Genomic DNA, 22,224 nt, shown 5'->3' on the forward strand with positions numbered 1-22,224 from the left:
AGCCTGAAGCGGCGCCCCCGAGGGTGACGCCGCTTCAGGTCATCGGTTTCAGGCCTTGGCGCGATCCAGCAGGTATTGGGTCAGCAACGGTACTGGGCGGCCAGTGGCGCCCTTATCCTTGCCACCGCTGGTCCAGGCGGTGCCCGCGATGTCCAGGTGCGCCCAGTTGAGGTTCTTGGTGAAGCGCGACAGGAAGCACGCTGCCGTGATGGTGCCGGCTTTCGGCCCACCAATGTTGGCGATGTCGGCGAACGGGCTGTCCAGTTGTTCCTGGTACTCATCGAACAGCGGCAGTTGCCAGGCACGGTCGTCGGCAGCCTTGCCGGCGCTCAGCAATTGTTCGATCAATTCGTCGTTGTTGCCCAGCAGGCCGGAGGTGTGGGAGCCCAGGGCGACGATGCAGGCGCCGGTCAGGGTGGCGATATCGATCACTGCCTGTGGCTTGAAGCGCTCGGCGTAGGTCAGGGCGTCACACAGCACCAGGCGGCCTTCGGCGTCGGTGTTGAGGATTTCCACGGTCTGGCCGCTCATGGTGGTGACGATATCGCCTGGGCGGGCAGCGCCGCCGCTCGGCATGTTCTCGGCACAGGCCAGGATGCACACCAGGTTGATCGGCAGCTTCAGCTCGAGCACCGCGCGCAGGGTACCAAACACGCTGGCGGCGCCGCCCATGTCGTACTTCATTTCATCCATGCCGGCGCCCGGCTTGAGGCTGATACCGCCGGTGTCGAAGGTGATGCCCTTGCCCACCAGGGCGTACGGCTTCTCGGACTTCTTGCCGCCGTTGTATTGCATGACGATCAGGCGTGGCGGCTGGTCGCTGCCCTGACCCACGGCGTAGAACGAGCCCATGCCCAGTTCCTTGATCTTTTTCTCGTCCAGCACTTCGACTTTCAGGCTCTTGAACTCTTTACCCAGTGCCTTGGCTTGCTCGCCCAGGAAGGTTGGGTGACAGATGTTCGGCGGCAGGTTACCCAGGTCGCGGGTGAACGCCATGCCGTTGGCAATCGCGCTGGCGTGGGTCACGGCACGTTGCACTTCGGCCTGTGCAGCCTTGATGGTCAACAGGGTGATTTTCTTCAGGGCGCGTGGTTCGGCCTTCTGGCTCTTGAACTGGTCGAAGCTGTATTCGCCGTCCAGCAGGGTTTCGGCCAGCAGGCGGGTCTTGCCATAGCTGTCACGACCCTTGACCACCACTTCGTCCAGCGCGAGTGCGGCATCGCTGCCACCCAGGCCCTTGAGGGTGTTGAGGATGCCAGCGACGATTTTGCGCAATGGACGATCGCCCAATTCTGCGTCCTTGCCCACACCTACCAGCAGCACACGTTCGGCCTTGAGGTTCGGTAGGCTGTGCAGCAACAGGCTCTGGCCAACTTTGCCGGCCAGGTCGCCACGCTTGAGGATGGCGCTGATGGCGCCGCCGCTGAGCTCATCGACCTGTTTGGCGACGTTGCCGAGTGTCCGGCCTTCGCCGACTGCGATGACCAGCGTGGCGGTTTTCAAGGTTTCTGGGCTAACGCTTTTTACAACCAGTTCCATGTCCGGGTCCCTGAATAAATGGTCAAAGTGCAGCGTGCCGCAGCCTGTGCGCACACGTTTGCCTTCTATATAGAAAGGTGCGGGTAAGGCCCGCGACAAAGGCCGCAGTTTGAACCTCGCTGACTGCGCCTGACAACCCTTGCGCAAGTGATCTTTAATGCATTGCATGCCGGCGTGAGCGTGCGCAGTGACAGGCGCGGTCAATCACAGGATAATGCCGCATCTTTTGCGGTGGCTCATGGTTTCACGAGCCGCCCGACCTGTTTGCTTGTTTGGCCGCCTTAGCCTGACAACCCTGGAGTGTCTGGTTTGATTGTCTTCCGTTATCTTTCCCGTGAAGTCCTGGTGACCCTGAGCGCCGTCAGTGCCGTGCTGCTGGTCATCATCATGAGTGGGCGCTTCATCAAGTACCTCGCCCAAGCCGCTGCCGGCCTGCTGGATCCGGGTTCCCTGTTCCTGATCATGGGCTTCCGTCTGCCGGGCTTCTTGCAGTTGATCCTGCCATTGGGGTTGTTCCTGGGGATTCTGCTGGCTTATGGCCGGCTGTATCTCGAGAGCGAAATGACCGTGCTGTCGGCCACCGGCATGAGCCAGCAACGCCTGTTCGCCTACACCTTGTTCCCGGCCACGCTGATCGCATTGCTGGTGGCCTGGTTGAGCCTGGGCCTGGCCCCGCAAGGTGCCAACCAGTTCCAGTTGCTGCTGAACAAGCAGGATGCCCTGACCGAGTTCGATACCCTGGAGCCAGGACGCTTCCAGTCGTTGCGCGACGGCACGCGGGTGACCTATACCGAAAAACTCTCGGACGATCGCGTCAACCTGGCAGGCGTGTTCATCTCGCAGAAGAACGAAGCCTCAGGCAACAAGGATCGCGGCATCTCTGTACTGGTGGCCGAGAAGGGCCGTCAGGAGATCAAGCCGGACGGCAACCGCTACCTGATTCTGGACAACGGCTATCGTTATGACGGCAATCCGGGGCAGGCCAATTACCGGATCATCAAGTACGACACCTATGGCGTACTGTTGCCCAAGCCTGACGTCAGCGACGAAGTAACCGACCGCGACGCCATCAGTACCGCCAACCTGCTGGGCAGCGATGACGTGCGCTCCCATGCCGAATTGCAATGGCGCCTGTCCCTGCCGTTGCTGGTGTTCATCGTGACCCTGATGGCCGTGCCACTGTCGCGGGTCAACCCGCGTCAGGGCCGGTTCCTCAAGCTGTTGCCGGCGATCCTGCTGTACATGGCCTACCTGACCATCCTGATCGCTGCCCGCGGCGCATTGGAGAAGGGCAAATTACCGCCGGCGCTGGGGTTGTGGTGGGTCCACGGGATTTTCCTGGTCATTGGCCTGGGGTTGCTCTACTGGGAGCCGTTGCGCTTGAAGATGGCGAGTCGCCGCTATGCGTTGGAGGTGACCCGTGGTTAAGCTCGATCGCTACATTGGTAGCAGTGTATTCATGGCGATCCTGGCCGTGCTGGGGATCATCCTCGGTCTGGCGACCCTGTTCGCCTTCATTGATGAAATGGGCGATGCCAGCGATACCTACACGGTGATGGACGTTCTGGGCTACGTGCTCCTGACCGCGCCGCGCCGGCTGTACGACATGTTGCCCATGGCTGCCCTGATCGGTTGCCTGATCGGCCTTGGCAGCCTGGCCAGTAACAGCGAATTGACCATCATGCGTGCGGCCGGCGTATCCATTGGGCGGATCGTCTGGGCAGTGATGAAGCCGATGCTGTTCCTGATGGTGGCCGGCGTGTTGATCGGCGAGTATGTGGCGCCCGCCACGGAAAACATCGCCCAGGCCAACCGTTCGCTGGCCCAGGGCAGTGGCGATTCGCAAAGCGCCAAGCACGGTTTGTGGCACCGCCAGGGGGACGAGTTCATTCACGTCAACTCGGTGCAGCCCAATGGCCGCCTGTATGGCGTGACCCGTTATCGTTTCGATAATGACCACCACCTGCTGTCCGCAAGCTTCGCTAAACGCGCCGAGTTCGACACCGATCACTGGCAGTTGAGTGACGTCACCACCACCCTGTTCCACGGCAAGAGCACTGAAGTGGTGAGCGCTGCGGTCGAGCGTTGGGATGTGGCCCTCAGCCCGCAACTGCTGAGCACCGTGGTGATGGCCCCGGAATCGCTGTCGATCAGCGGCCTGTGGGGTTATATCCATTACCTGGCTGACCAGGGCCTGAACAACGGCCGCTACTGGCTGGCATTTTGGGTCAAGGTGTTGCAGCCGCTGGTCACCGCAGCCTTGGTGCTGATGGCGATCTCCTTCATCTTTGGTCCACTGCGTTCGGTAACCCTCGGTCAGCGGGTCTTCACCGGTGTGCTGGTGGGCTTCACCTTTCGCATCGTCCAGGATTTGCTCGGCCCGTCGAGCCTGGTGTTCGGTTTCTCGCCGCTGTTTGCGGTGTTGATCCCAGCTGCGGTGTGTGCGCTGGCAGGCCTCTGGCTGATGCGTCGAGCCGGCTGACCAGCGGTATTTGAACCGAAGTTTGTCTGCAAAAACGCCCCGTTCGCCAGAGCGGGGCGTTTTTGCAAGTGATGCCTTCACCTGCAAACGTGACGCTTGCCTGGTGTTTCAGGTACAATTCCCGGCTATTTTTCGGCGGGCTATGCCTGCAGCCTTTTTGAGTGTTGATCCGTGAGTGATTTGAGTCATATCCGTAATTTCTCCATCATCGCCCACATTGACCATGGCAAGTCGACGCTGGCCGATCGCTTCATCCAGATGTGCGGCGGCCTGGCCGAGCGTGAAATGGAAGCCCAGGTTCTGGACTCCATGGACCTTGAGCGCGAACGCGGGATCACCATCAAGGCCCACAGCGTTACCTTGTATTACACCGCCAAAGACGGCATCAAGTACCAGCTGAATTTCATCGACACCCCCGGCCATGTTGACTTCACCTATGAAGTCAGCCGCTCGTTGGCGGCCTGTGAAGGTGCGTTGCTGGTGGTCGATGCTGGCCAGGGCGTGGAAGCGCAGTCGGTTGCCAACTGCTACACGGCAATCGAGCAGGGCCTGGAAGTCATGCCGGTGCTGAACAAGATCGACCTGCCACAGGCCGATCCGGACCGCGTGAAAGAAGAAATCGAAAAAATCATCGGCATCGACGCCACCGATGCCGTCGAGTGCAGTGCCAAGACTGGCCTGGGCGTCGATGAGGTGCTCGAGCGCCTGGTCAAGACCATTCCCGCGCCTACCGGCAACATCGAAGATCCGCTGCAAGCATTGATCATCGACTCCTGGTTCGACAACTACCTGGGCGTTGTTTCCTTGGTTCGCGTACGCCACGGCCGCGTGAAGAAGGGCGACAAGATCCTGGTCAAATCCACCGGCAAGATCCACCTGGTGGACAGCGTCGGTGTGTTCAACCCGAAACACACTGCCACCGTCGACCTGAAAGCCGGTGAAGTAGGCTTCATCATCGCCGGTATCAAGGACATTCACGGTGCGCCAGTGGGCGATACCCTGACCTTGAGTTCGACCCCTGACGTCGACGTGCTGCCAGGCTTCAAGCGCATCCAGCCGCAGGTGTACGCCGGTCTGTTTCCGGTCAGCTCCGACGACTTCGAAGACTTCCGTGAAGCCCTGCAAAAGCTCACCCTCAACGACTCGTCCCTGCAGTACACCCCGGAAAGCTCCGACGCCCTGGGCTTCGGCTTCCGTTGCGGGTTCCTTGGCATGCTGCACATGGAAATCATCCAGGAGCGCCTGGAGCGCGAGTACGACCTGGACCTGATCACCACGGCGCCAACGGTAATTTTCGAGCTGTTGCTGAAAACCGGTGAAACGATTTACGTCGATAACCCGTCCAAGCTCCCAGACCTGTCTTCGATCGAAGACATGCGTGAGCCGATCGTGCGGGCCAATATTCTTGTGCCGCAGGAGCACCTGGGCAACGTCATTACCCTGTGTATCGAAAAGCGTGGCGTGCAGCACGACATGTTGTTCCTGGGTACCCAGGTCCAGGTGACCTACGATTTGCCGATGAACGAAGTGGTCCTGGACTTCTTCGATCGCCTGAAGTCCACCAGTCGCGGCTATGCTTCGCTGGATTACCACTTCGATCGCTACCAGTCGGCTAATCTGGTCAAGCTGGACGTGCTGATCAACGGCGACAAGGTCGATGCCCTGGCGCTGATCGTGCACAAGGACAACGCGCACTACAAAGGTCGCCAGTTGACCGAGAAGATGAAGGAACTGATTCCGCGCCAGATGTTCGACGTTGCGATCCAGGCCGCCATTGGCGGGCAGATCATCGCGCGGACCTCCGTCAAGGCACTCAGAAAGAACGTATTGGCCAAATGCTACGGTGGTGACGTTAGCCGTAAGCGCAAGCTGTTGGAAAAGCAGAAGGCCGGTAAAAAACGCATGAAGCAGGTCGGTAACGTGGAAATTCCACAAGAAGCCTTCCTTGCTGTGCTCAGGTTGGATAGTTAGGTCCTATGTCACTAAATTTCCCGCTGTTGCTGGTCATCGCTGTCTTCGTCTGCGGTTTGCTGGCGTTGCTCGATCTGGTGTATCTGGCGCCGCGTCGGCGTGCTGCCATTGCCTCGTATCAGGGCACTGTCAGCCAACCCGACATGGTCGTCGTGGAGAAACTGAACAAAGAACCGTTGCTGGTGGAATACGGCAAATCGTTCTTTCCGGTGCTGTTCATCGTACTGGTGCTGCGTTCGTTTCTGGTGGAGCCGTTCCAGATTCCGTCTGGTTCGATGAAACCGACCCTGGACGTCGGCGATTTCATTCTGGTGAACAAGTTTTCCTACGGGATCCGCTTGCCAGTACTCGACAAGAAAGTCATCGAGGTGGGTGATCCGCAGCGCGGCGATGTGATGGTGTTCCGCTACCCAAGCGACCCGAACGTCAACTACATCAAGCGTGTGGTTGGCCTGCCGGGCGACCAGATTCGCTACACCGCCGACAAGCGCCTGTTCGTCAACGGTGAGTCGATTGCCGAGCAACTGGTGGGCACCGAGCCGGGCACCTTGGGCAGCGCCGAGCTGTACAAGGAAAAACTCGGTGTCGCCGAGCACATGATCCGCAAGGAAATGAGCCGCTACCGGGCCACTCCGGACCGTCAATGGACGGTGCCCGCGGGGCACTATTTCATGATGGGCGACAACCGCGACAACTCCAACGACAGTCGCTACTGGGATGACCCAAGCATTCCCAAGAACCTGCTGGGCATGGTTCCCGACCAGAACATCGTCGGCAAGGCCTTTGCGGTCTGGATGAGCTGGCCTGAACCGAAACTCAGCCACCTGCCGAATTTCTCGCGGGTTGGCCTGATCAAGTAATCCCACACGGCGCTGTTGAACACAGCGCCGAATGCTTTTCTGGAACCTGCAGAAGGTTGCCGCACTGCATTGAAGCCAACGATATTCAGGAAGTAATTTTTGAACACAGCGTTATTTGTCCCAGGCCTTCGCAGCGATGCTGCGGGGGAAGTCGACCACGAACTCAGCGTGGGTAAACCGTGAGCGTCTCCTTAAGCCGTCTCGAGCGTCAGCTCGGCTACACCTTCAAGGATCAGGAACTGATGGTCCTGGCCCTGACTCACCGCAGCTTTGCCGGGCGCAACAACGAACGCCTGGAATTCCTCGGTGATGCCATCCTCAACTTCGTGGCCGGTGAAGCGCTGTTCGACCGCTTTCCGCTGGCCCGCGAAGGCCAGCTGTCGCGTTTGCGCGCGCGCTTGGTCAAAGGCGAGACACTGGCAGTGCTGGCCCGTGGCTTTGATCTGGGTGACTACCTGCGCCTGGGCTCCGGTGAGTTGAAGAGCGGCGGTTTCCGGCGCGAGTCGATCCTGGCCGATGCCCTGGAAGCGCTGATCGGCGCGATCTACCTGGATGCCGGCATGGACATGGCGCGCGAACGCGTGCTGGCCTGGCTGGCTTCCGAGTTCGAGAGCCTGACGCTGGTCGATACCAATAAAGATCCAAAGACCCGCCTGCAGGAATTCCTGCAGTCGCGTGCCTGTGAGCTGCCGCGTTACGAAGTGGTGGATATCCAGGGTGAGCCCCATTGCCGAACGTTCTTCGTCGAATGTGAAATCACCTTATTGAATGAAAAAAGCCGAGGTCAGGGTGTGAGTCGTCGTATTGCCGAACAGGTAGCGGCCGCCGCAGCACTGATAGCCCTGGGCGTGGAGAATGGCCATGACTGATTCAACTGCAACTCGCTGTGGCTATGTCGCCATCGTCGGCCGCCCGAACGTGGGCAAATCCACGTTGCTGAACCACATCCTGGGTCAGAAGCTGGCAATTACCTCGCGTAAACCGCAGACCACCCGCCACAACATGCTCGGGATCAAGACCGAGGGCGCGGTGCAAGCGATCTACGTCGACACCCCCGGCATGCACAAGGGTGGCGAGAAGGCCCTGAACCGCTACATGAACAAGACCGCCTCGGCGGCGTTGAAAGACGTCGACGTGGTGATCTTCGTGGTCGATCGCACCAAGTGGACCGACGAAGACCAGATGGTCCTCGAGCGTGTGCAGTACGTGACCGGTCCTTTGATCGTGGCGCTGAACAAGACCGACCGCATCGAAGACAAAGCCGAGCTCATGCCGCACCTGACCTGGCTGCAAGAGCAACTGCCGAACGCGCAGATCATGCCGATCTCGGCCCAGCATGGGCATAACCTCGAAGCGCTGGAGCGGGTGATCGCCGGTTACCTGCCGGAAAACGATCACTTCTTCCCGGAAGATCAGATCACCGACCGCAGCAGCCGCTTCCTCGCTGCTGAGCTGGTGCGCGAGAAGATCATGCGCCAGATGGGTGCGGAGCTGCCGTACCAGATCACCGTGGAAATCGAAGAGTTCAAGCAGCAGGGCAAGACCCTGCACATCCACGCCCTGATCCTCGTCGAGCGTGACGGTCAGAAGAAGATCATCATTGGCGACAAGGGCGAGCGGATCAAACGTATCGGCACCGAGGCGCGCAAGGATATGGAGCTGCTGTTCGACTCCAAGATCATGCTCAACCTGTGGGTGAAGGTCAAAGGTGGCTGGTCCGACGACGAGCGCGCCCTGCGTTCGCTGGGTTACGGCGACCTGTAAACCCGGTTAGCGCTGTACCGTAGAACCCTGTGGGAGCGGGCTTGCCCGCGATGAGGATGGAACATTCAGCAGCGATGTTGACTGTAAGTCCGCCATCGCGGGCAAGCCCGCTCCCACATTTGGTTTGTGTTGATTTCAAAACAGCACTCCTTCAGTGAGACGCCCATGTCCTCTCCGCCACCCAGCCAACTCGCCTACGTCCTGCATTCGCGCGCCTACCGCGAGAACAGTGCATTGGTCGACTTCCTCACGCCGCAAGGGCGGCTGCGGGCGGTGTTGCGCAGCGCGCGGGGCAAGGCCGGGACTCTGGCGCGGCCATTCGTGCCGCTGGAAGTGGAGTTTCGTGGGCGCGGCGAGCTGAAAAACGTCGGGCGCATGGAAAGTGCCGGCGTCTCGACCTGGCTCAGCGGCGAGGCGCTGTTCAGTGGCCTGTACCTCAATGAGTTGCTGATCCGCCTGTTGCCTGCCGAAGATCCCCATCCCGCGGTGTTCGAGCACTATGCCGCGACCTTGCTGGCCCTCGCTGAAGGTCGCGCGCTGGAACCGTTGTTGCGCTCCTTCGAATGGCGCTTGCTCGATGACCTGGGCTATGGCTTTGCACTGACCCAGGATGTCCACGCCGAGCCGATTGCCGCCGATGGTCTGTACCGCCTGCAGGTGGATGCCGGGTTGGAGCGGGTGTACCTGTTGCAGCCGGGGCTGTTCAATGGCTGTGAACTGTTGGCCATGGCCGAAGCAGACTGGAGCGCCCCCGGTGCGCTGTCGGCTGCCAAGCGCCTGATGCGCCAGGCGCTGGCCGTTCACCTGGGCGGTCGTCCCCTGGTCAGTCGCGAGCTGTTTCGCAAGCCCTGATCACCCCGTATGCTGTGCACCGAACTTTCTCTTCTTCTGGAGCGCTTTCCGTGACCACCAGCACCCGCATTCTTCTTGGCGTGAACATCGACCACGTAGCCACTCTGCGTCAGGCCCGGGGCACCCGATACCCTGACCCCGTCAAGGCTGCGCTCGACGCTGAAGAGGCGGGCGCCGATGGCATCACCGTGCATTTGCGCGAAGATCGCCGGCATATCCAGGAGCGCGACGTACTGATTCTCAAGGACGTGCTGCGGACCCGGATGAATTTCGAGATGGGCGTGACCGAGGAAATGATGGCGTTCGCCGAACGCATTCGTCCGGCGCACATCTGCCTGGTTCCGGAAACCCGTCAGGAGCTGACCACCGAAGGCGGTCTGGATGTTGCGGGGCAGGAGGCACGGATCAAGGCCGCAGTAGAGCGCCTGGCCAAAATCGGCTGTGAAGTGTCGTTATTTATCGATGCTGATGAGCGGCAGATCGAGGCTTCCAAGCGCGTGGGTGCCCCGGCCATCGAATTGCACACCGGCCGTTATGCCGATGCCCAGACTCCCACCGAAGTCGCCGAAGAGCTGCAGCGCGTGGCCGACGGCGTGGCCTGCGGCCTGGCTCAGGGGTTGATCGTCAATGCCGGTCATGGCCTGCATTACCACAACGTCGAAGCCGTTGCGGCGATCAAGGGCATCAACGAACTGAACATTGGCCACGCACTGGTCGCGCATGCCTTGTTTGTCGGATTCAAGTCGGCGGTGTCGGAGATGAAGGCACTGATCCTGGCGGCTGCGGCGAAGGCCTAAGCAACCATACAAAACCAGCGTGGGAGCCAGCAGGCTGGCTCCCATATGTGGTTCAAGGCGTTTGTCAAAGCGGGGCTGGCTCTTGGGCCGGTTTTGATTTGTCGATGCCGGGTACATGCAAGTTACCCTCGGCCACCTGGTCGCCTTCCAGTTGTGGCTGTGTGACCCAGGTCAGGATGTCGTAGTAACGACGGATGTTCGCCACGAAGTGCACAGGCTCGCCACCACGGGCGTAGCCGTAGCGGGTCTTGCTGTACCACTGTTTCTGCGACAGGCGGGGCAGGATCTTCTTCACATCCAGCCACTTGTCCGGATTCAGTCCTTCCTTGGCCGCCAGCTTGCGGGCGTCATCCAGGTGACCGCTGCCGACGTTGTAGGCGGCGAGGGCGAACCAGGTGCGATCCGGCTCCTGGATCGAACTGTCCAGTTGGTCCTTCATGTACGCCAGGTACTTGGCGCCGCCCATGATGCTCTGGCGGGCATCCAGGCGGTTGGACACACCCATGGCCTGGGCGGTGTTTTGGGTCAGCATCATCAGCCCGCGGACACCGGTCTTGGAGGTGACCGTCGGCTGCCACAGTGACTCTTGATAGCCGATCGCCGCCAGCAGGCGCCAATCGACTTTTTCTTTCTTGGCGTAGGTCTTGAAGTGCGGTTCGTATTTGGGCAGGCGCTGCTGCAGGTGCTGGGCAAAGGTGTAGGCGCCGACATAGCCGAGCACGTCGACGTGCCCGTAGTAGCGGTCCTTGAGGCGCTGCAAGGTGCCGTTTTTCTCGACCTTGTCGAGGAAGTCATTGATCTCGTTGAGCAGGCTGTTGTCTTCACCGGCGGCCACCGCCCAGCTCTGGTTGCTGGCGTCACCGAGGTCGAAGGCCACCCGGACGTTGGGGAAGTACACCTGGTTCATGGCGACTTCATTGGAGTCGACCAGGGTCAGGTCAATTTGCCCTTCGTCGACCATGCGCAGCAGGTCGACCACCTCTACCGCGTCAGACTCTTCGTATTCGATACGCGGATTTTTCTGTTTCAGGACGGCCAATTGCTCGGCATGGGTGCTGCCCTTGAGCACCATGATCTTCTTGCCCACCAGATCCGCCGCGTTGGTTGGGCGCGACTGGCCATTGCGGTAGATGATTTGCGGGGTGACTTCCAGGTAGGAGTGGGAGAACCGGACCTGCGCCTTGCGTTTCTCGCTGCTGACCAGACCGGCAGCAGCCAGCACGGGGCCGTTGGGCTTGCCCACCTGTTCAAAGAGGTCGTCGAGGTTGTCCGCGGTTTCGATCTTCAGTTCCACCCCCAGATCGTCGGCAAAGCGCTTCACCAGCTCGTATTCGAAGCCGGTTTCACCGTTGCGATCCTGGAAGTAGGTGGCTGGGCTGTTACGCGTGACCACGCGCAGCACGCCATCCTCCTTTACGCGCTCCAGGGTGTTGGGTTTATCAACACAGCCGCTGAGCACCAGGAAGAGTCCGGTGGCGAGAAGCCATTTGGCCACTCGCGGACGCAATACCATTGGGGAAAACATCTGCGCAGTATACGCAAAGGACCACGGCCGCCATATCTCGACAGTGAAGGGCTTGTCTGCTAGATGTTTGAAAATTGGCGCCAAGCCCTTAGGAATAGGCGTTTGGTGGCGTTTATCCGGCGCAAAATAACCGCCGGCACTTACCTTGATGAGCATTGGTTATAGGCCTGCCAGCCCTGGCCGACGTTCGGGTGATACCGGGTGTAGCGTTTCGGGTGCTGTCGCGGGCGGTTTAGGCTAGAATGCACGGCCTCAAAGCACACCCCCTTCCGAGGCTGTCCCGAAGATGTTGATCCTGCGCGGCGCTCCTGCCCTTTCTGCCTTTCGCCACAGCAAACTCCTTGAGCAACTGAGCCAGAAGGTTCCAGCTGTTACTGGCCTGTATGCTGAATTCGCTCACTTCGCCGAAGTCACCGGCGTCCTGACCGGCGACGAACAGCAGGTGCTTGCGCGCCTTCTGAAGTACGGTCCTAGCGTTCCGGTACAAGAGCCGACCGGTCGTCTGTTCCTGGTGTTGCCGCGGTTTGGCACCATTTCGCCCTGGTCGAGCAAGGCCAGCGACATTGCCCGTAACTGCGGCCTGGCGAAAATCCAGCGCCTGGAGCGCGGTATCGCGTTCTATGTCGCCGGTGAGTTCACCGACGCCCAGGCCCAGCTGATTGCCGACGGCCTGCACGACCGCATGACCCAGATCGTCCTGGAGAACCTTGAACAGGCTGCCGGTCTGTTCAGTCACTCCGAGCCTAAGCCGCTGACGGCAATCGACGTCCTGGGTGGCGGTCGCGCCGCGTTGGAAACCGCCAACGTCGAGCTGGGCCTGGCCCTGGCCGAAGACGAGATCGACTACCTGGTCAACGCCTTCATCGGCCTCAAGCGCAACCCGCACGACATCGAACTGATGATGTTCGCCCAGGCGAACTCCGAGCACTGTCGCCACAAGATCTTCAACGCCAGTTGGGATATTGACGGTGAAAGCCAGGAAAAAAGCCTGTTCGGCATGATCAAGAACACCTACGTGATGCACAGCGAAGGTGTCCTGTCGGCCTACAAGGACAACGCCTCGGTGATCGTCGGCTCCGTTGCCGGACGTTTTTTCCCGGACCCTGAAACCCGCCAGTACGGTGCGGTGCAGGAGCCGGTGCACATCCTGATGAAAGTCGAGACGCACAACCACCCGACGGCGATTGCCCCGTTCCCGGGCGCGTCCACCGGCTCCGGTGGCGAGATCCGCGACGAAGGCGCAACCGGTCGCGGCGCCAAGCCGAAGGCTGGCCTGACCGGCTTCACCGTATCCAACCTGCAGATCCCGGGCTTCGAACAGCCGTGGGAAGTGCCGTACGGCAAGCCTGAGCGCATCGTCACCGCCCTCGACATCATGATCGAAGGCCCATTGGGCGGCGCGGCGTTCAACAACGAATTCGGTCGTCCGGCACTGACCGGTTACTTCCGTACCTTCGAACAATCCATCACCACGCCGCACGGTGATGAAGTGCGCGGGTACCACAAGCCGATCATGTTGGCCGGCGGCATGGGCAACATTCGTGAAGAGCACGTGCAAAAAGGCGAGATCCTCGTCGGCTCCAAACTGATCGTGCTGGGTGGCCCGGCGATGCTGATCGGCCTGGGTGGCGGCGCCGCTTCCTCGATGGCCACCGGCACCAGCTCGGCAGACCTGGACTTCGCTTCGGTACAACGCGAAAACCCGGAAATGGAACGCCGTTGCCAGGAAGTCATCGACCGTTGCTGGCAGTTGGGTGAACACAACCCGATCAGCTTCATCCACGACGTGGGTGCGGGCGGCCTGTCCAACGCCTTCCCGGAACTGGTCAACGACGGCGACCGCGGTGGCCGTTTCGAATTGCGCAATATTCCAAACGACGAGCCGGGCATGGCCCCGCACGAAATCTGGAGCAACGAATCCCAGGAGCGTTACGTCCTGGCAGTCGGCCCGGCCGACTTCGAGCGCTTCAAGGCTATCTGCGAACGTGAGCGCTGCCCGTTTGCCGTGGTCGGCGAAGCCACTGCCGAACCACAGCTGACCGTGACTGACAGCCACTTCGGCAACAGCCCGGTGGACATGCCACTGGAAGTGCTGCTGGGCAAGGCTCCGCGCATGCACCGTTCGGTGGTTCGGGAAAACGAACTGGGTGACGATTTCGATCCGTCGACCCTGAACATCGCCGACTGTGTCGAGCGCGTCCTGCATCACCCGGCCGTGGCCAGCAAGAGCTTCCTGATCACCATTGGCGACCGCACCATCACCGGGCTCGTGGCCCGTGACCAAATGGTTGGCCCATGGCAGGTACCCGTGGCTGACGTGGCCGTGACCGCCACCAGCTTCGACGTCTACACCGGTGAAGCCATGGCGATGGGCGAGCGTACTCCGCTGGCCCTGCTGGACGCTCCGGCGTCGGGCCGCATGGCCATCGGCGAAACCCTGACCAACATCGCCGCTTCGCGCATCGCCAAGCTCTCCGACATCAAGTTGTCGGCTAACTGGATGTCGGCTGCCGGTCACCCGGGCGAAGACGCGCGTCTGTACGACACCGTGAAAGCGGTCGGTATGGAGCTGTGCCCTGAGTTGGGCATCACCATTCCAGTGGGCAAGGACTCGATGTCCATGGCCACTCGCTGGAACGACGAGGGCGTCGACAAGACCGTGACCTCGCCGATGTCGCTGATCGTCACCGGCTTTGCCCCAGTGACCGACATCCGCCAGACCCTGACCCCGCAACTGCGCATGGACAAGGGCACCACCGACCTGATCCTGATCGACCTGGGTCGTGGCCAGAACCGCATGGGCGCCTCGATCCTGGCCCAGGTGCACGGCAAGCTCGGCAGCCAGGCTCCGGACGTCGACGACGCCGAAGACCTGAAAGCCTTCTTCGCGGTGATCCAGGGCCTCAACGCCGACGGTCACTTGCTGGCTTACCACGACCGTTCCGACGGTGGCCTGTTGACCAGCACCGTGGAAATGGCGTTTGCCGGCCACTGCGGCCTGAGCCTCAACCTCGACGGTTTGGCGGAAACCTCGGCCGACATCGCCGCGATCCTGTTCAACGAAGAGCTGGGCGCGGTGATCCAGGTACGCCAGGACGCTACCCCGGACATCCTCGCGCAGTTCAGCGCTGCGGGCCTGGGCGACTGCGTGTCGGTGATCGGCCAGCCAATGAACAACGGCGAGATCAACATCACCTTCAACGGTGACACCGTGTTCGAAGGCCAGCGTCGACTGCTGCAACGCCAGTGGGCCGAGACCAGCTACCAGATCCAGCGCCTGCGTGACAACGCCGACTGCGCCGAACAAGAGTTCGACGTGCTGCTGGAGGAAGACAACCCGGGCCTGAGCGTCAAGCTCAGCTTCGACGTCAACCAGGACATCGCCGCGCCTTACATCAAGAAAGGCATTCGCCCACAAGTTGCCGTACTGCGTGAGCAGGGCGTCAACGGCCAGGTGGAAATGGCGGCAGCGTTCGACCGTGCCGGTTTCAGCGCGATCGACGTGCACATGAGCGACATTCTGGCCGGCCGCGTCGACCTGAACGAGTTCAAGGGCCTGGTGGCTTGCGGTGGTTTCTCCTACGGCGACGTTCTGGGTGCCGGTGAAGGCTGGGCCAAGTCGGCCCTGTTCAACAGCCGCGCCCGCGATGCGTTCCAGGGCTTCTTCGAGCGTAACGACAGCTTCACCCTCGGGGTGTGCAACGGTTGCCAGATGATGTCCAACCTGCACGAACTGATCCCGGGCAGCGAGTTCTGGCCGCACTTTGTGCGTAACCGTTCCGAGCAGTTCGAAGCCCGTGTGGCCATGGTCCAGGTGCAGGAGTCGAACTCGATCTTCCTGCAAGGCATGGCCGGTTCGCGCATGCCAATCGCCATTGCCCACGGTGAAGGTCATGCCGAGTTCTCCAGCGAAGAGGCGTTGCTGGAAGCGGATCTGTCGGGTTGCGTGGCGATGCGTTTCGTCGACAACCACGGCAAGGTTACCGAGAGCTACCCGGCCAACCCGAACGGTTCGCCGCGTGGGATCACCGGTTTGACCAGCCGTGACGGTCGCGTGACCATCATGATGCCGCACCCGGAGCGGGTATTCCGCGCTGTGCAGAACTCGTGGCGCTCGGAAGAGTGGAACGAAGATGCACCGTGGATGCGCATGTTCCGTAATGCTCGCGTGTGGGTGAACTAAGTCGGTGTACAAGCTCAGCTTCTTTGTGCCCGACAGCCATGTAGAGACGGTGAAAACCGCCGTCTTTGCAGCCGGTGGCGGGCGCATCGGCCTCTACGACAGTTGTGCCTGGCAGGTGTTGGGCCAGGGCCAGTTCCGGGCGATGGACGGCAGTCAGCCGTTTATCGGCCAGGTCGGTCAGGTCGAAGTGGTCGAGGAATGGAAGGTTGAGCTGGTGGTGGCCGATGAGCTGATCGTCGCGGTAGTGGCTGCGTTGAAGCTCAACCATCCCTATGAGACACCGGCTTATGAGGTGTGGCAGCTAGCGGATTTCTGATGCGCACCCTGCCCGAACAAAAGACCCGCTGTGCCGATCTGGCCAGCGGGTTTTTTTGTACATGCCTTTTAAACGTGTCGATCAGGTGACGGGTTGCAGCAGGCTGGGCTTACGGTGCGGGCCTCAGGTGTACATCCGCTTTAAGCATTTCGATCAAGGTGAACTGGTGCAGGAAGCGTTGATCGCGCTTGCCCCAACGATCAATAAAAAACAGACCTTTGTCGTCCACCTGGATCGGGGTGGAGATAATTTCCCCGGTACTGGAGCGGTGCACCAGGTTGGTTTCAAGGCGGGAGGGGCGCTCGATCAGGAAGTACCCGGCCTCGCTCAATTTCGAACGGTCGACGGGGGTAAAGGGGGCTGGTATTTTCATGCCCGCCACCCCTTCATCCAGGTCGAAGTCGCACCGTAGCGCGGGCCAGCCAGGTTTAGTGGTGATGGTCTCCCAGGCACTGTGGTGAATCCTTTTGCTCAGCGTGGGCGCGGCGTCCCTGATATTCAAACTGACTGTGCCCAGTGTTTCCGCCAACCCAGGCACCCCCATGTAACGATTGGCGTGGCTATTGCCGACGAAGGCAATCCATTTGTGTGGCCCACGTGCAGCCTGGTCGGCCTGAATGACCTGGGTGGCGAAGTAGTTGAACATGCTGGCGCGGGTTTCATCGCCGTCGGAGATGCCCTTGAGGTTATAGCTGGCGGCGCAGTCCAGGGCCTTGATGCGAATCTTGTACTTGGCGGCGGCCTGGTAGACCTCCGAGTAGGTATTGGGTCCCGTGTAGAACGGCATGTGGCCGGCATCCTGGCTTTTCAGGAAGGCCTTGAGCTGGCCGGTCAGGTGCTGAGACTCAAAGAACGCATCCAACTGTGCCTGGTGCAGATCCGTCCACAGGTGTTCCACGTAGAGGGTCTCGAATTTCAGCTCACTGAGCTTTTTCATCTGGGTTCGTAGGAACGCCTTGCACGATTGCTGGCCGTGAGCCTCACCCAGTATCAGCCCTGGATAGGGGCCATCGACGATTTGTTTGAGGAACGATTCGGGCGTGGTGGCCGCCGTTATCTCGGGAAGTGTTGGCTTTGCGGGCGCCACGTACTCGGTGAAATAGCGCTCGGCTTCACTCTTCAAGCGCTTTCGCAGTGCGACAAACATGTCGAATGCTTTGCCGCTTTCTTGTCCCTGTGGGCGGTAACGAGAGTCCAGGCCATATCGGTTCTGGGACTGGTGATCAATCTCGTCCCTCATCGCGCCGGGAATATCAAAATTATCGAAATGTTGAGCGCCGGGGGCAGCAACAGCCTGGAGGGGGGCAGGGGCTTTATAGGGGGTTTGCAGGCTCATGCGATAGTCGCCTTTGGCTAGCGCGTCACCGGTTATCGAGCCAGGGGTGTCCACCCAGATGCCCACCGGTTGATCCAACCCGACATCGTCGATGCGCAGGGCGACGGCGTTTTGCAGGTCGGCCAGGCCAGGTGTTTCATTGAAGGTCCTCAAGCGCGACTGATCCACCAGCGCGATCCAACGCTCATCCGGGGCATCGGCCACATCGGCCTGGATGACTTTATGGGAGTAGAAGTTTCTCAGGCTGTTGTCCCGTGGTGTGGTGGAGGGCGAGGTACCCAGCATCGTCATGGAGTCATCCAGTTGATAGGAGGTGGTCGCGTCCAGGGCCTTGATCTGGATTTTCTTCTCTTGGGCCGTGCGCACGAGGGCGACATAAGAGAAGTCCGCGTCCTCGGCGAAGCCGAAGGCTGTGTCGATGGTCTGCAGATGCTTCTTGATGTTCAGCCAGGACTTGCCTTTGTTGAGCTTTTCAAGCTTCGGCCTGAAGACATCCCCCGGCAGGTATTCCAGGTACAAGCGCTTGAAGCCTTTCGCGACCAACGCGTCCATCTGTTCGATCAACACCTGTTTGCTGGCGATGGAGCCTGGCACTGCACCGATAATCAGATTTTTGTTGCCGGCAAAGGCGTCGCTGTCGATCAGCTGCGCCAATGAAGTACTGGCCTCAACGGGCGGGACGGCAGCAGGTGGGGGGAGCGGATCGAGGAAGGTGAAAAAATTCCGCGCGTCCGTGGTCAGGCGTTCGACTTGTTGCACGTAAATACCGTGCAGCGATTTCATACTGTCTGCGGCAGAGCCCAATATGGAGCCGGGGGGCATATCATACTCGGTGTTCAAGCGGAGCAAAGTGCTCCGTACCTGTGGGTCCAGGACAGGCACAAGGTCACGCCATTTTTTCTCGGGCATCTCATAGACACTAAGCGGCTTGGGCGTTTCAGGCAGTGCTTCGTACTCCGGAGCCCCACCGGAAACCCCTGTACGTTTCCAGACGCCTTCGGCGTTCGGTGCGGCCACACGCGTGGTCGAGACCAATTTCCCGCTGGCAGGGTCGAGGCGATACAGCAAGTAGCGGCCAATGACATCCGGCGTGTTGGGGGCCCAAAGGTGTTGCCCCTCGAAGATCACCGATTGCATGCCCACTGGCGTCGGCTGCGCAGGCTCCAGCGCTTTGATCAACTTCATTGCCCGTACCGGCTCTGCCTTGGCAGCGGGCAGGCGTGCCAGTTTGCCGAGGGGTTTGAGTGAGCGTAATGCCGGACGCAGGTCTGTCAGTACGGCTCCGGCACTGTTGAGCAAGTAGCCCGCGAAGTGCTCAAGGGCTGCGGCGGTATCGCCCTGATGGTAGGCGTGCAGCGCGAGCATGGCGTCTTTGAAGGCCAGCAGCAGGCCGGTACTCAAGCTCAGGAGCGGGAATGGTGCGGTGGCAATGGCCACGCCCCATTCCACGCAGGTCCAGAGAATACCGGTAATCATCTGTGTGCGATTGACGGTGGTGGCGTACACATCATCGATCTTGCGTTGCAGCTTCATGTTGTACAGCGCCTGGCGCAGGTCGGATATCGGCGGCACTGTGCGCGTTGAGTCGTAACGCGCCGGGCTGGTACTGCTGCTGTCCAGGTCTTCGGGCAGCCCTTGGCGGGCCTCTTCCAGAAACTGGCGGACCCGCACTTGAGAGGACACGCCGACCCGATTTGTGAAGTAGGCAATCATGCCGGGCGTTTTCTTGAGCAGGTAATTGAACTGCCTGGCCTCGCGAAAACTGACCCCGTCGGGTGCCTGCGGCGTGTAAAGCAGCACGGGGTTTGTGCCGTGGCTGAACAGGTAGTTATCGATGACCCAGTCACCGTCCACCAGCAAGCGATGGATGGCGTAGGTCCCTCGGGTTGCCTGCGAAGTGTCGGCCATGCTGGAGATGCTTTGCTCAAGCCATTGCAGGTCGACGTTGGCGATGTCCCCCTTGAGCCTGGACTCCAGGGCGGCGCTGAGCAGTTGTTGCTGGATGATGGCCAGTACTGCATCACGTCGGAAGGCATAGGCGGAGTCGTCCGGCTTCAACAGCTCGCTCCTGACCTTGTCGATGTAGCGCTCGCCAATCCAGGCACCGGTTACCGAGCGTGCGACCTTTTCGGCTGTCAGGGCGCGCAGATCGATACCTTCTGGCCCTTTGAAGGTTGCCGAACGGGAAAACTTTTCATCGAGAAAACCCACGCCGTCGGCATAGCCATCACGATAGAGCCGGGTGTACGTCATGGGCGGGGAATCGGGAGTGCCGACCAGAGATGCTGGCGAGTAAACCCAGACCGTGTCCGGGTCCACATCGTTTCGAGGGCGACCGAGCATTTCGTTCAATCGCCGTTTGGCGTTTTCATGCAAAAAGGCGTTGAAGTCGGGGAATTGGGTTTCAGACAAGGGATGTGCGCTGTAGGCATCCAGGGCGCCCTCGGCATTTTCAGCCCGTGTCGCGAGTATTCTTCTGCTCTCGTGGGTGGTCGAGCGATACCAGCCCGGTGTGCTGAACGCGTAGTCGTCTATACGCGTGACCAGTACATGACGCGCCATCGATTTGAGGCATTCGGCGTGGGTACCGGTGTTGATGAAGGCGACCTCTTTGTACTCCTGGGCGTGAAACTTGAAGGTCAGCCCGCTCAGTACGTTTTTCATGCTGTTGCGAAAGCGCAAGGGCAGGCGGGTGATCAAGTAGTCGGTCAGGCTGCCGGGAGGGGGATTGAGGCCATTGCCCAGCGTCCAGCCGAGGATGTGCTGCTGGCACGCCAGCTCCGTGTCGAAGGCATGAAACTGCTGCTCACGCGGTGCTTCGGGTGTGCACAGCAGGATACGGTCGACTGTGCCGCTGGCATTTGTGCGGCGCAGCACCCAGAGATCCAGAAGTTGCGCATCGTGCAGCGCAAGCGAGCTGGCGCCGAGAGTGTCGGCGTTGAGTCGAGGGTCGGTGCCTTGGCGCAGGTGCTGGATCAACTGGAAGTCGTCTTCGCTTATGTGGCCTTGCAGGACGACGGTGTAGGCCAGCGCGTTAATGCGTCGGTCGAGCATCTGTTCGATGGCGGTACTGACTTCGGCTCGGGCATGCAGTGCCCGTTGCACATTGGCAAAGTCGATGCGCGGTTGCAGACTGGTCATCTGCTGCGCGAGCCAGGTGGGTGTCACGTCCTGGTAGGCCTCGGGCAATGGCGCGTCGTTGTAGGTGAGGGTGGTTTGGGTCCGGAAGGGGGAACCCCTGCTTTCGTCACCGCTATGCAGGCCGCGCAGGGCCAGTTCGATCAGGTTCCGCTGGTGATCGTAGTGGCCGACGTTAGCCACGAAACGACGGGTGCTGAGCTGTAAGTGCTCCGGTTCCAGGTCATGGATATCCAGCTCGTCGCTCAGGCGCTCAAGCCATTGATGGCGAGCCAGGCTCTGGGGGGTTGTGGCGGGAGCCAGCAGGTTCAGCAGGGTCTGTCGGGCCTGGTTATAGCCATTGAGATGTTCCGCCAGCGTGGCCCGGGCGGCTTCGCTGGCGCTGCGATACCAGTCGGGTGCGCTGTAGCGCAAGCAGCGCTCAAGCAGGGTCTGCGCTCGGAGCTCCAGGCGGGCCGTGAGGTCGGGCATGGCGGCGGTGATGGCCTGGTCCAGGGCATTGATCACGTGCGCCGGGTCTTGGGCCGGGTTATCCACAAGGCTCAAGGCGTGGTCGATATCCTGGGTACGCCTGTCGATCAGCGCGCCGTCGGTGTGCTCGAACAACGGTTTGTCGACGATGGGCGACAATTGCAGTGGCCAGATACCGGCGGCGCTCAGTGCGTGATAGCGCACCGGCAGCAACGCTTTGAATTCACGCTGGCCGCTGGGGTGATCCAGGCTCTGCAACAGGTGGTTGTCGAGCAGGGCCAGGGAGTCAAAGGATTCGATGCCGCGTGCCGGGGTGAACAGTAGAACCTGGCCCACGTCTTGCGCCGTGCTCAAGTCGCTTGCCTGCGGGCTGTTTTTTTCCGTGACGACAAAGGCGCCAGCCAACTCAACGCTGTTTTCCTGATAACTGAACTGCAAGGCATACAGGCCCGGGCGCAGGGTCGGGAACAGCGGTGCCCGCTCCACTATGGCGGCTTCCTGCGGGTGGAGCAGACGGTCTTGAACGCCGAGCCTGGCTTCGTGCTCCAGCGCGGTGAACCCGGCATCGTAGGTCATGAAGGACTTGCGTGGCTTAGCGTCAATCTGGTGGCGCAGATCGAGTTCCAGCAGATGGTCATTGAGCGTGGACTTGAGGGTGGTGAGCAGTTGCTGCCCTTCCTCGCTGTGCAGGTTGCTGTCTTTCAATGGCTGATAGTGGGCACGGGCCTTGTCGAGATATTGCTGGCGGCTCGTCTGGATCAGGCCGTTCAAGCGATTGAGGTAGCGTTGTTCGGCCGACGGTTGGCTTTCGGGGATCCAGGGAGTTTCAACCTGAAACAGGTACTGGCCGATCTGGTTGAGATAGCCTTTGATTTCGTCAAATGACGTGGAGGTACGGGGGCTGGCAGTATTCATGGGCACGCTCTCCATGCTGATAAGTGAAGTCATCAGCATGCAGGGCGGTGCCTGTAGGCAGGCGGTAAATAGATA

At 60.5% G+C, this 22,224-nt stretch carries 13 protein-coding genes; 10 read left to right on the forward strand and 3 right to left on the reverse strand.

The genetic code is table 11. The features are described from left to right. Nucleotides 1–48 precede the first annotated feature (48 nt). Complete coding sequence (locus QMK50_RS18815) at nucleotides 49–1,539, reverse strand: leucyl aminopeptidase (RefSeq protein WP_159993929.1); 1,491 nt, start codon at nucleotides 1,537–1,539, stop codon at nucleotides 49–51. A gap of 309 nt (nucleotides 1,540–1,848) precedes the next feature. On the opposite strand from QMK50_RS18815, the gene lptF reads away from it, so the two are divergent. From lptF to pdxJ, 8 genes are all read left to right on the forward strand, one after another. After that, the gene (lptF, locus tag QMK50_RS18820; RefSeq protein ID WP_159993931.1) at nucleotides 1,849–2,967 is read left to right on the forward strand and encodes an LPS export ABC transporter permease LptF; all 1,119 of its coding nucleotides are present in this window, start codon (nucleotides 1,849–1,851) and stop codon (nucleotides 2,965–2,967) included. Beyond that, on the forward strand, nucleotides 2,960–4,021 hold the full coding sequence (lptG, locus tag QMK50_RS18825) for an LPS export ABC transporter permease LptG (RefSeq protein ID WP_095171191.1): 1,062 nt from the start codon (nucleotides 2,960–2,962) through the stop codon (nucleotides 4,019–4,021). Before lptF ends, lptG begins: the two co-directional genes overlap by 8 nt. Before the next feature lie 171 nt (nucleotides 4,022–4,192). After that, nucleotides 4,193–5,992 carry a translation elongation factor 4 gene (lepA, locus tag QMK50_RS18830; protein WP_095171189.1) on the forward strand — a complete coding sequence of 600 codons (1,800 nt, stop codon included), beginning with the start codon at nucleotides 4,193–4,195 and terminating at the stop codon, nucleotides 5,990–5,992. Nucleotides 5,993–5,997: 5 nt separating this feature from the next. Then, nucleotides 5,998–6,852, forward strand: a complete 855-nt coding sequence (lepB, locus tag QMK50_RS18835; protein ID WP_320333713.1) for a signal peptidase I — start codon at nucleotides 5,998–6,000, stop codon at nucleotides 6,850–6,852. Between the two features lie 179 nt (nucleotides 6,853–7,031). After that, the gene (gene rnc / locus QMK50_RS18840) at nucleotides 7,032–7,721 is read left to right on the forward strand and encodes a ribonuclease III (RefSeq protein ID WP_095171185.1); all 690 of its coding nucleotides are present in this window, start codon (nucleotides 7,032–7,034) and stop codon (nucleotides 7,719–7,721) included. Beyond that, complete coding sequence (era, locus tag QMK50_RS18845; protein WP_007944847.1) at nucleotides 7,714–8,616, forward strand: GTPase Era; 903 nt, start codon at nucleotides 7,714–7,716, stop codon at nucleotides 8,614–8,616. Before rnc ends, era begins: the two co-directional genes overlap by 8 nt. Nucleotides 8,617–8,781: 165 nt before the next feature. After that, a complete protein-coding gene (gene recO, locus QMK50_RS18850; RefSeq protein ID WP_095171184.1) occupies nucleotides 8,782–9,468 on the forward strand; it encodes a DNA repair protein RecO in 687 nt (228 codons plus the stop codon). 50 nt (nucleotides 9,469–9,518) lie between these two features. Further along, nucleotides 9,519–10,265 (forward strand): pyridoxine 5'-phosphate synthase, encoded by a 747-nt coding sequence (gene pdxJ / locus QMK50_RS18855; protein ID WP_320333714.1) that lies wholly within the window; start codon nucleotides 9,519–9,521, stop codon nucleotides 10,263–10,265. 64 nt (nucleotides 10,266–10,329) lie between these two features. Here pdxJ and mltF read toward each other — a convergent pair whose 3' ends face one another. After that, nucleotides 10,330–11,790, reverse strand: a complete 1,461-nt coding sequence (gene mltF / locus QMK50_RS18860) for a membrane-bound lytic murein transglycosylase MltF (RefSeq protein ID WP_095171180.1) — start codon at nucleotides 11,788–11,790, stop codon at nucleotides 10,330–10,332. Nucleotides 11,791–12,076: 286 nt separating this feature from the next. Here mltF and purL point away from each other — a divergent pair, with 286 nt between their 5' ends. Together purL and QMK50_RS18870 are read left to right on the forward strand one after the other, a co-directional pair. Next, a complete protein-coding gene (gene purL / locus QMK50_RS18865) occupies nucleotides 12,077–15,973 on the forward strand; it encodes a phosphoribosylformylglycinamidine synthase (protein WP_320333715.1) in 3,897 nt (1,298 codons plus the stop codon). 4 nt (nucleotides 15,974–15,977) lie between these two features. Then, on the forward strand, nucleotides 15,978–16,289 hold the full coding sequence (locus QMK50_RS18870; protein ID WP_159993937.1) for an NGG1p interacting factor NIF3: 312 nt from the start codon (nucleotides 15,978–15,980) through the stop codon (nucleotides 16,287–16,289). Nucleotides 16,290–16,398: 109 nt separating this feature from the next. On the opposite strand, the gene QMK50_RS18875 is transcribed toward QMK50_RS18870, so the two are convergent. Next, on the reverse strand, nucleotides 16,399–22,149 hold the full coding sequence (locus QMK50_RS18875; RefSeq protein WP_320333716.1) for a membrane-targeted effector domain-containing toxin: 5,751 nt from the start codon (nucleotides 22,147–22,149) through the stop codon (nucleotides 16,399–16,401). Nucleotides 22,150–22,224: the final 75 nt, after the last annotated feature.

It is taken from the genome of Pseudomonas sp. P5_152, assembly GCF_033989915.1.
Lineage (GTDB): Bacteria > Pseudomonadota > Gammaproteobacteria > Pseudomonadales > Pseudomonadaceae > Aquipseudomonas.

What these genes read in the sequence shown, in the direction of transcription:
- QMK50_RS18815 (WP_159993929.1), bottom strand. Translation starts at nt 1,539, where the DNA reads ATGGAACTGGTTGTAAAAAGCGTTAGCCCAGAAACCTTGAAAACCGCC.
- lepB (WP_320333713.1), top strand. Translation starts at nt 5,998, where the DNA reads ATGTCACTAAATTTCCCGCTGTTGCTGGTCATCGCTGTCTTCGTCTGC.
- era (WP_007944847.1), top strand. Translation starts at nt 7,714, where the DNA reads ATGACTGATTCAACTGCAACTCGCTGTGGCTATGTCGCCATCGTCGGC.
- recO (WP_095171184.1), top strand. Translation starts at nt 8,782, where the DNA reads ATGTCCTCTCCGCCACCCAGCCAACTCGCCTACGTCCTGCATTCGCGC.
- mltF (WP_095171180.1), bottom strand. Translation starts at nt 11,790, where the DNA reads ATGTTTTCCCCAATGGTATTGCGTCCGCGAGTGGCCAAATGGCTTCTC.
- purL (WP_320333715.1), top strand. Translation starts at nt 12,077, where the DNA reads ATGTTGATCCTGCGCGGCGCTCCTGCCCTTTCTGCCTTTCGCCACAGC.
- QMK50_RS18875 (WP_320333716.1), bottom strand. Translation starts at nt 22,149, where the DNA reads ATGAATACTGCCAGCCCCCGTACCTCCACGTCATTTGACGAAATCAAA.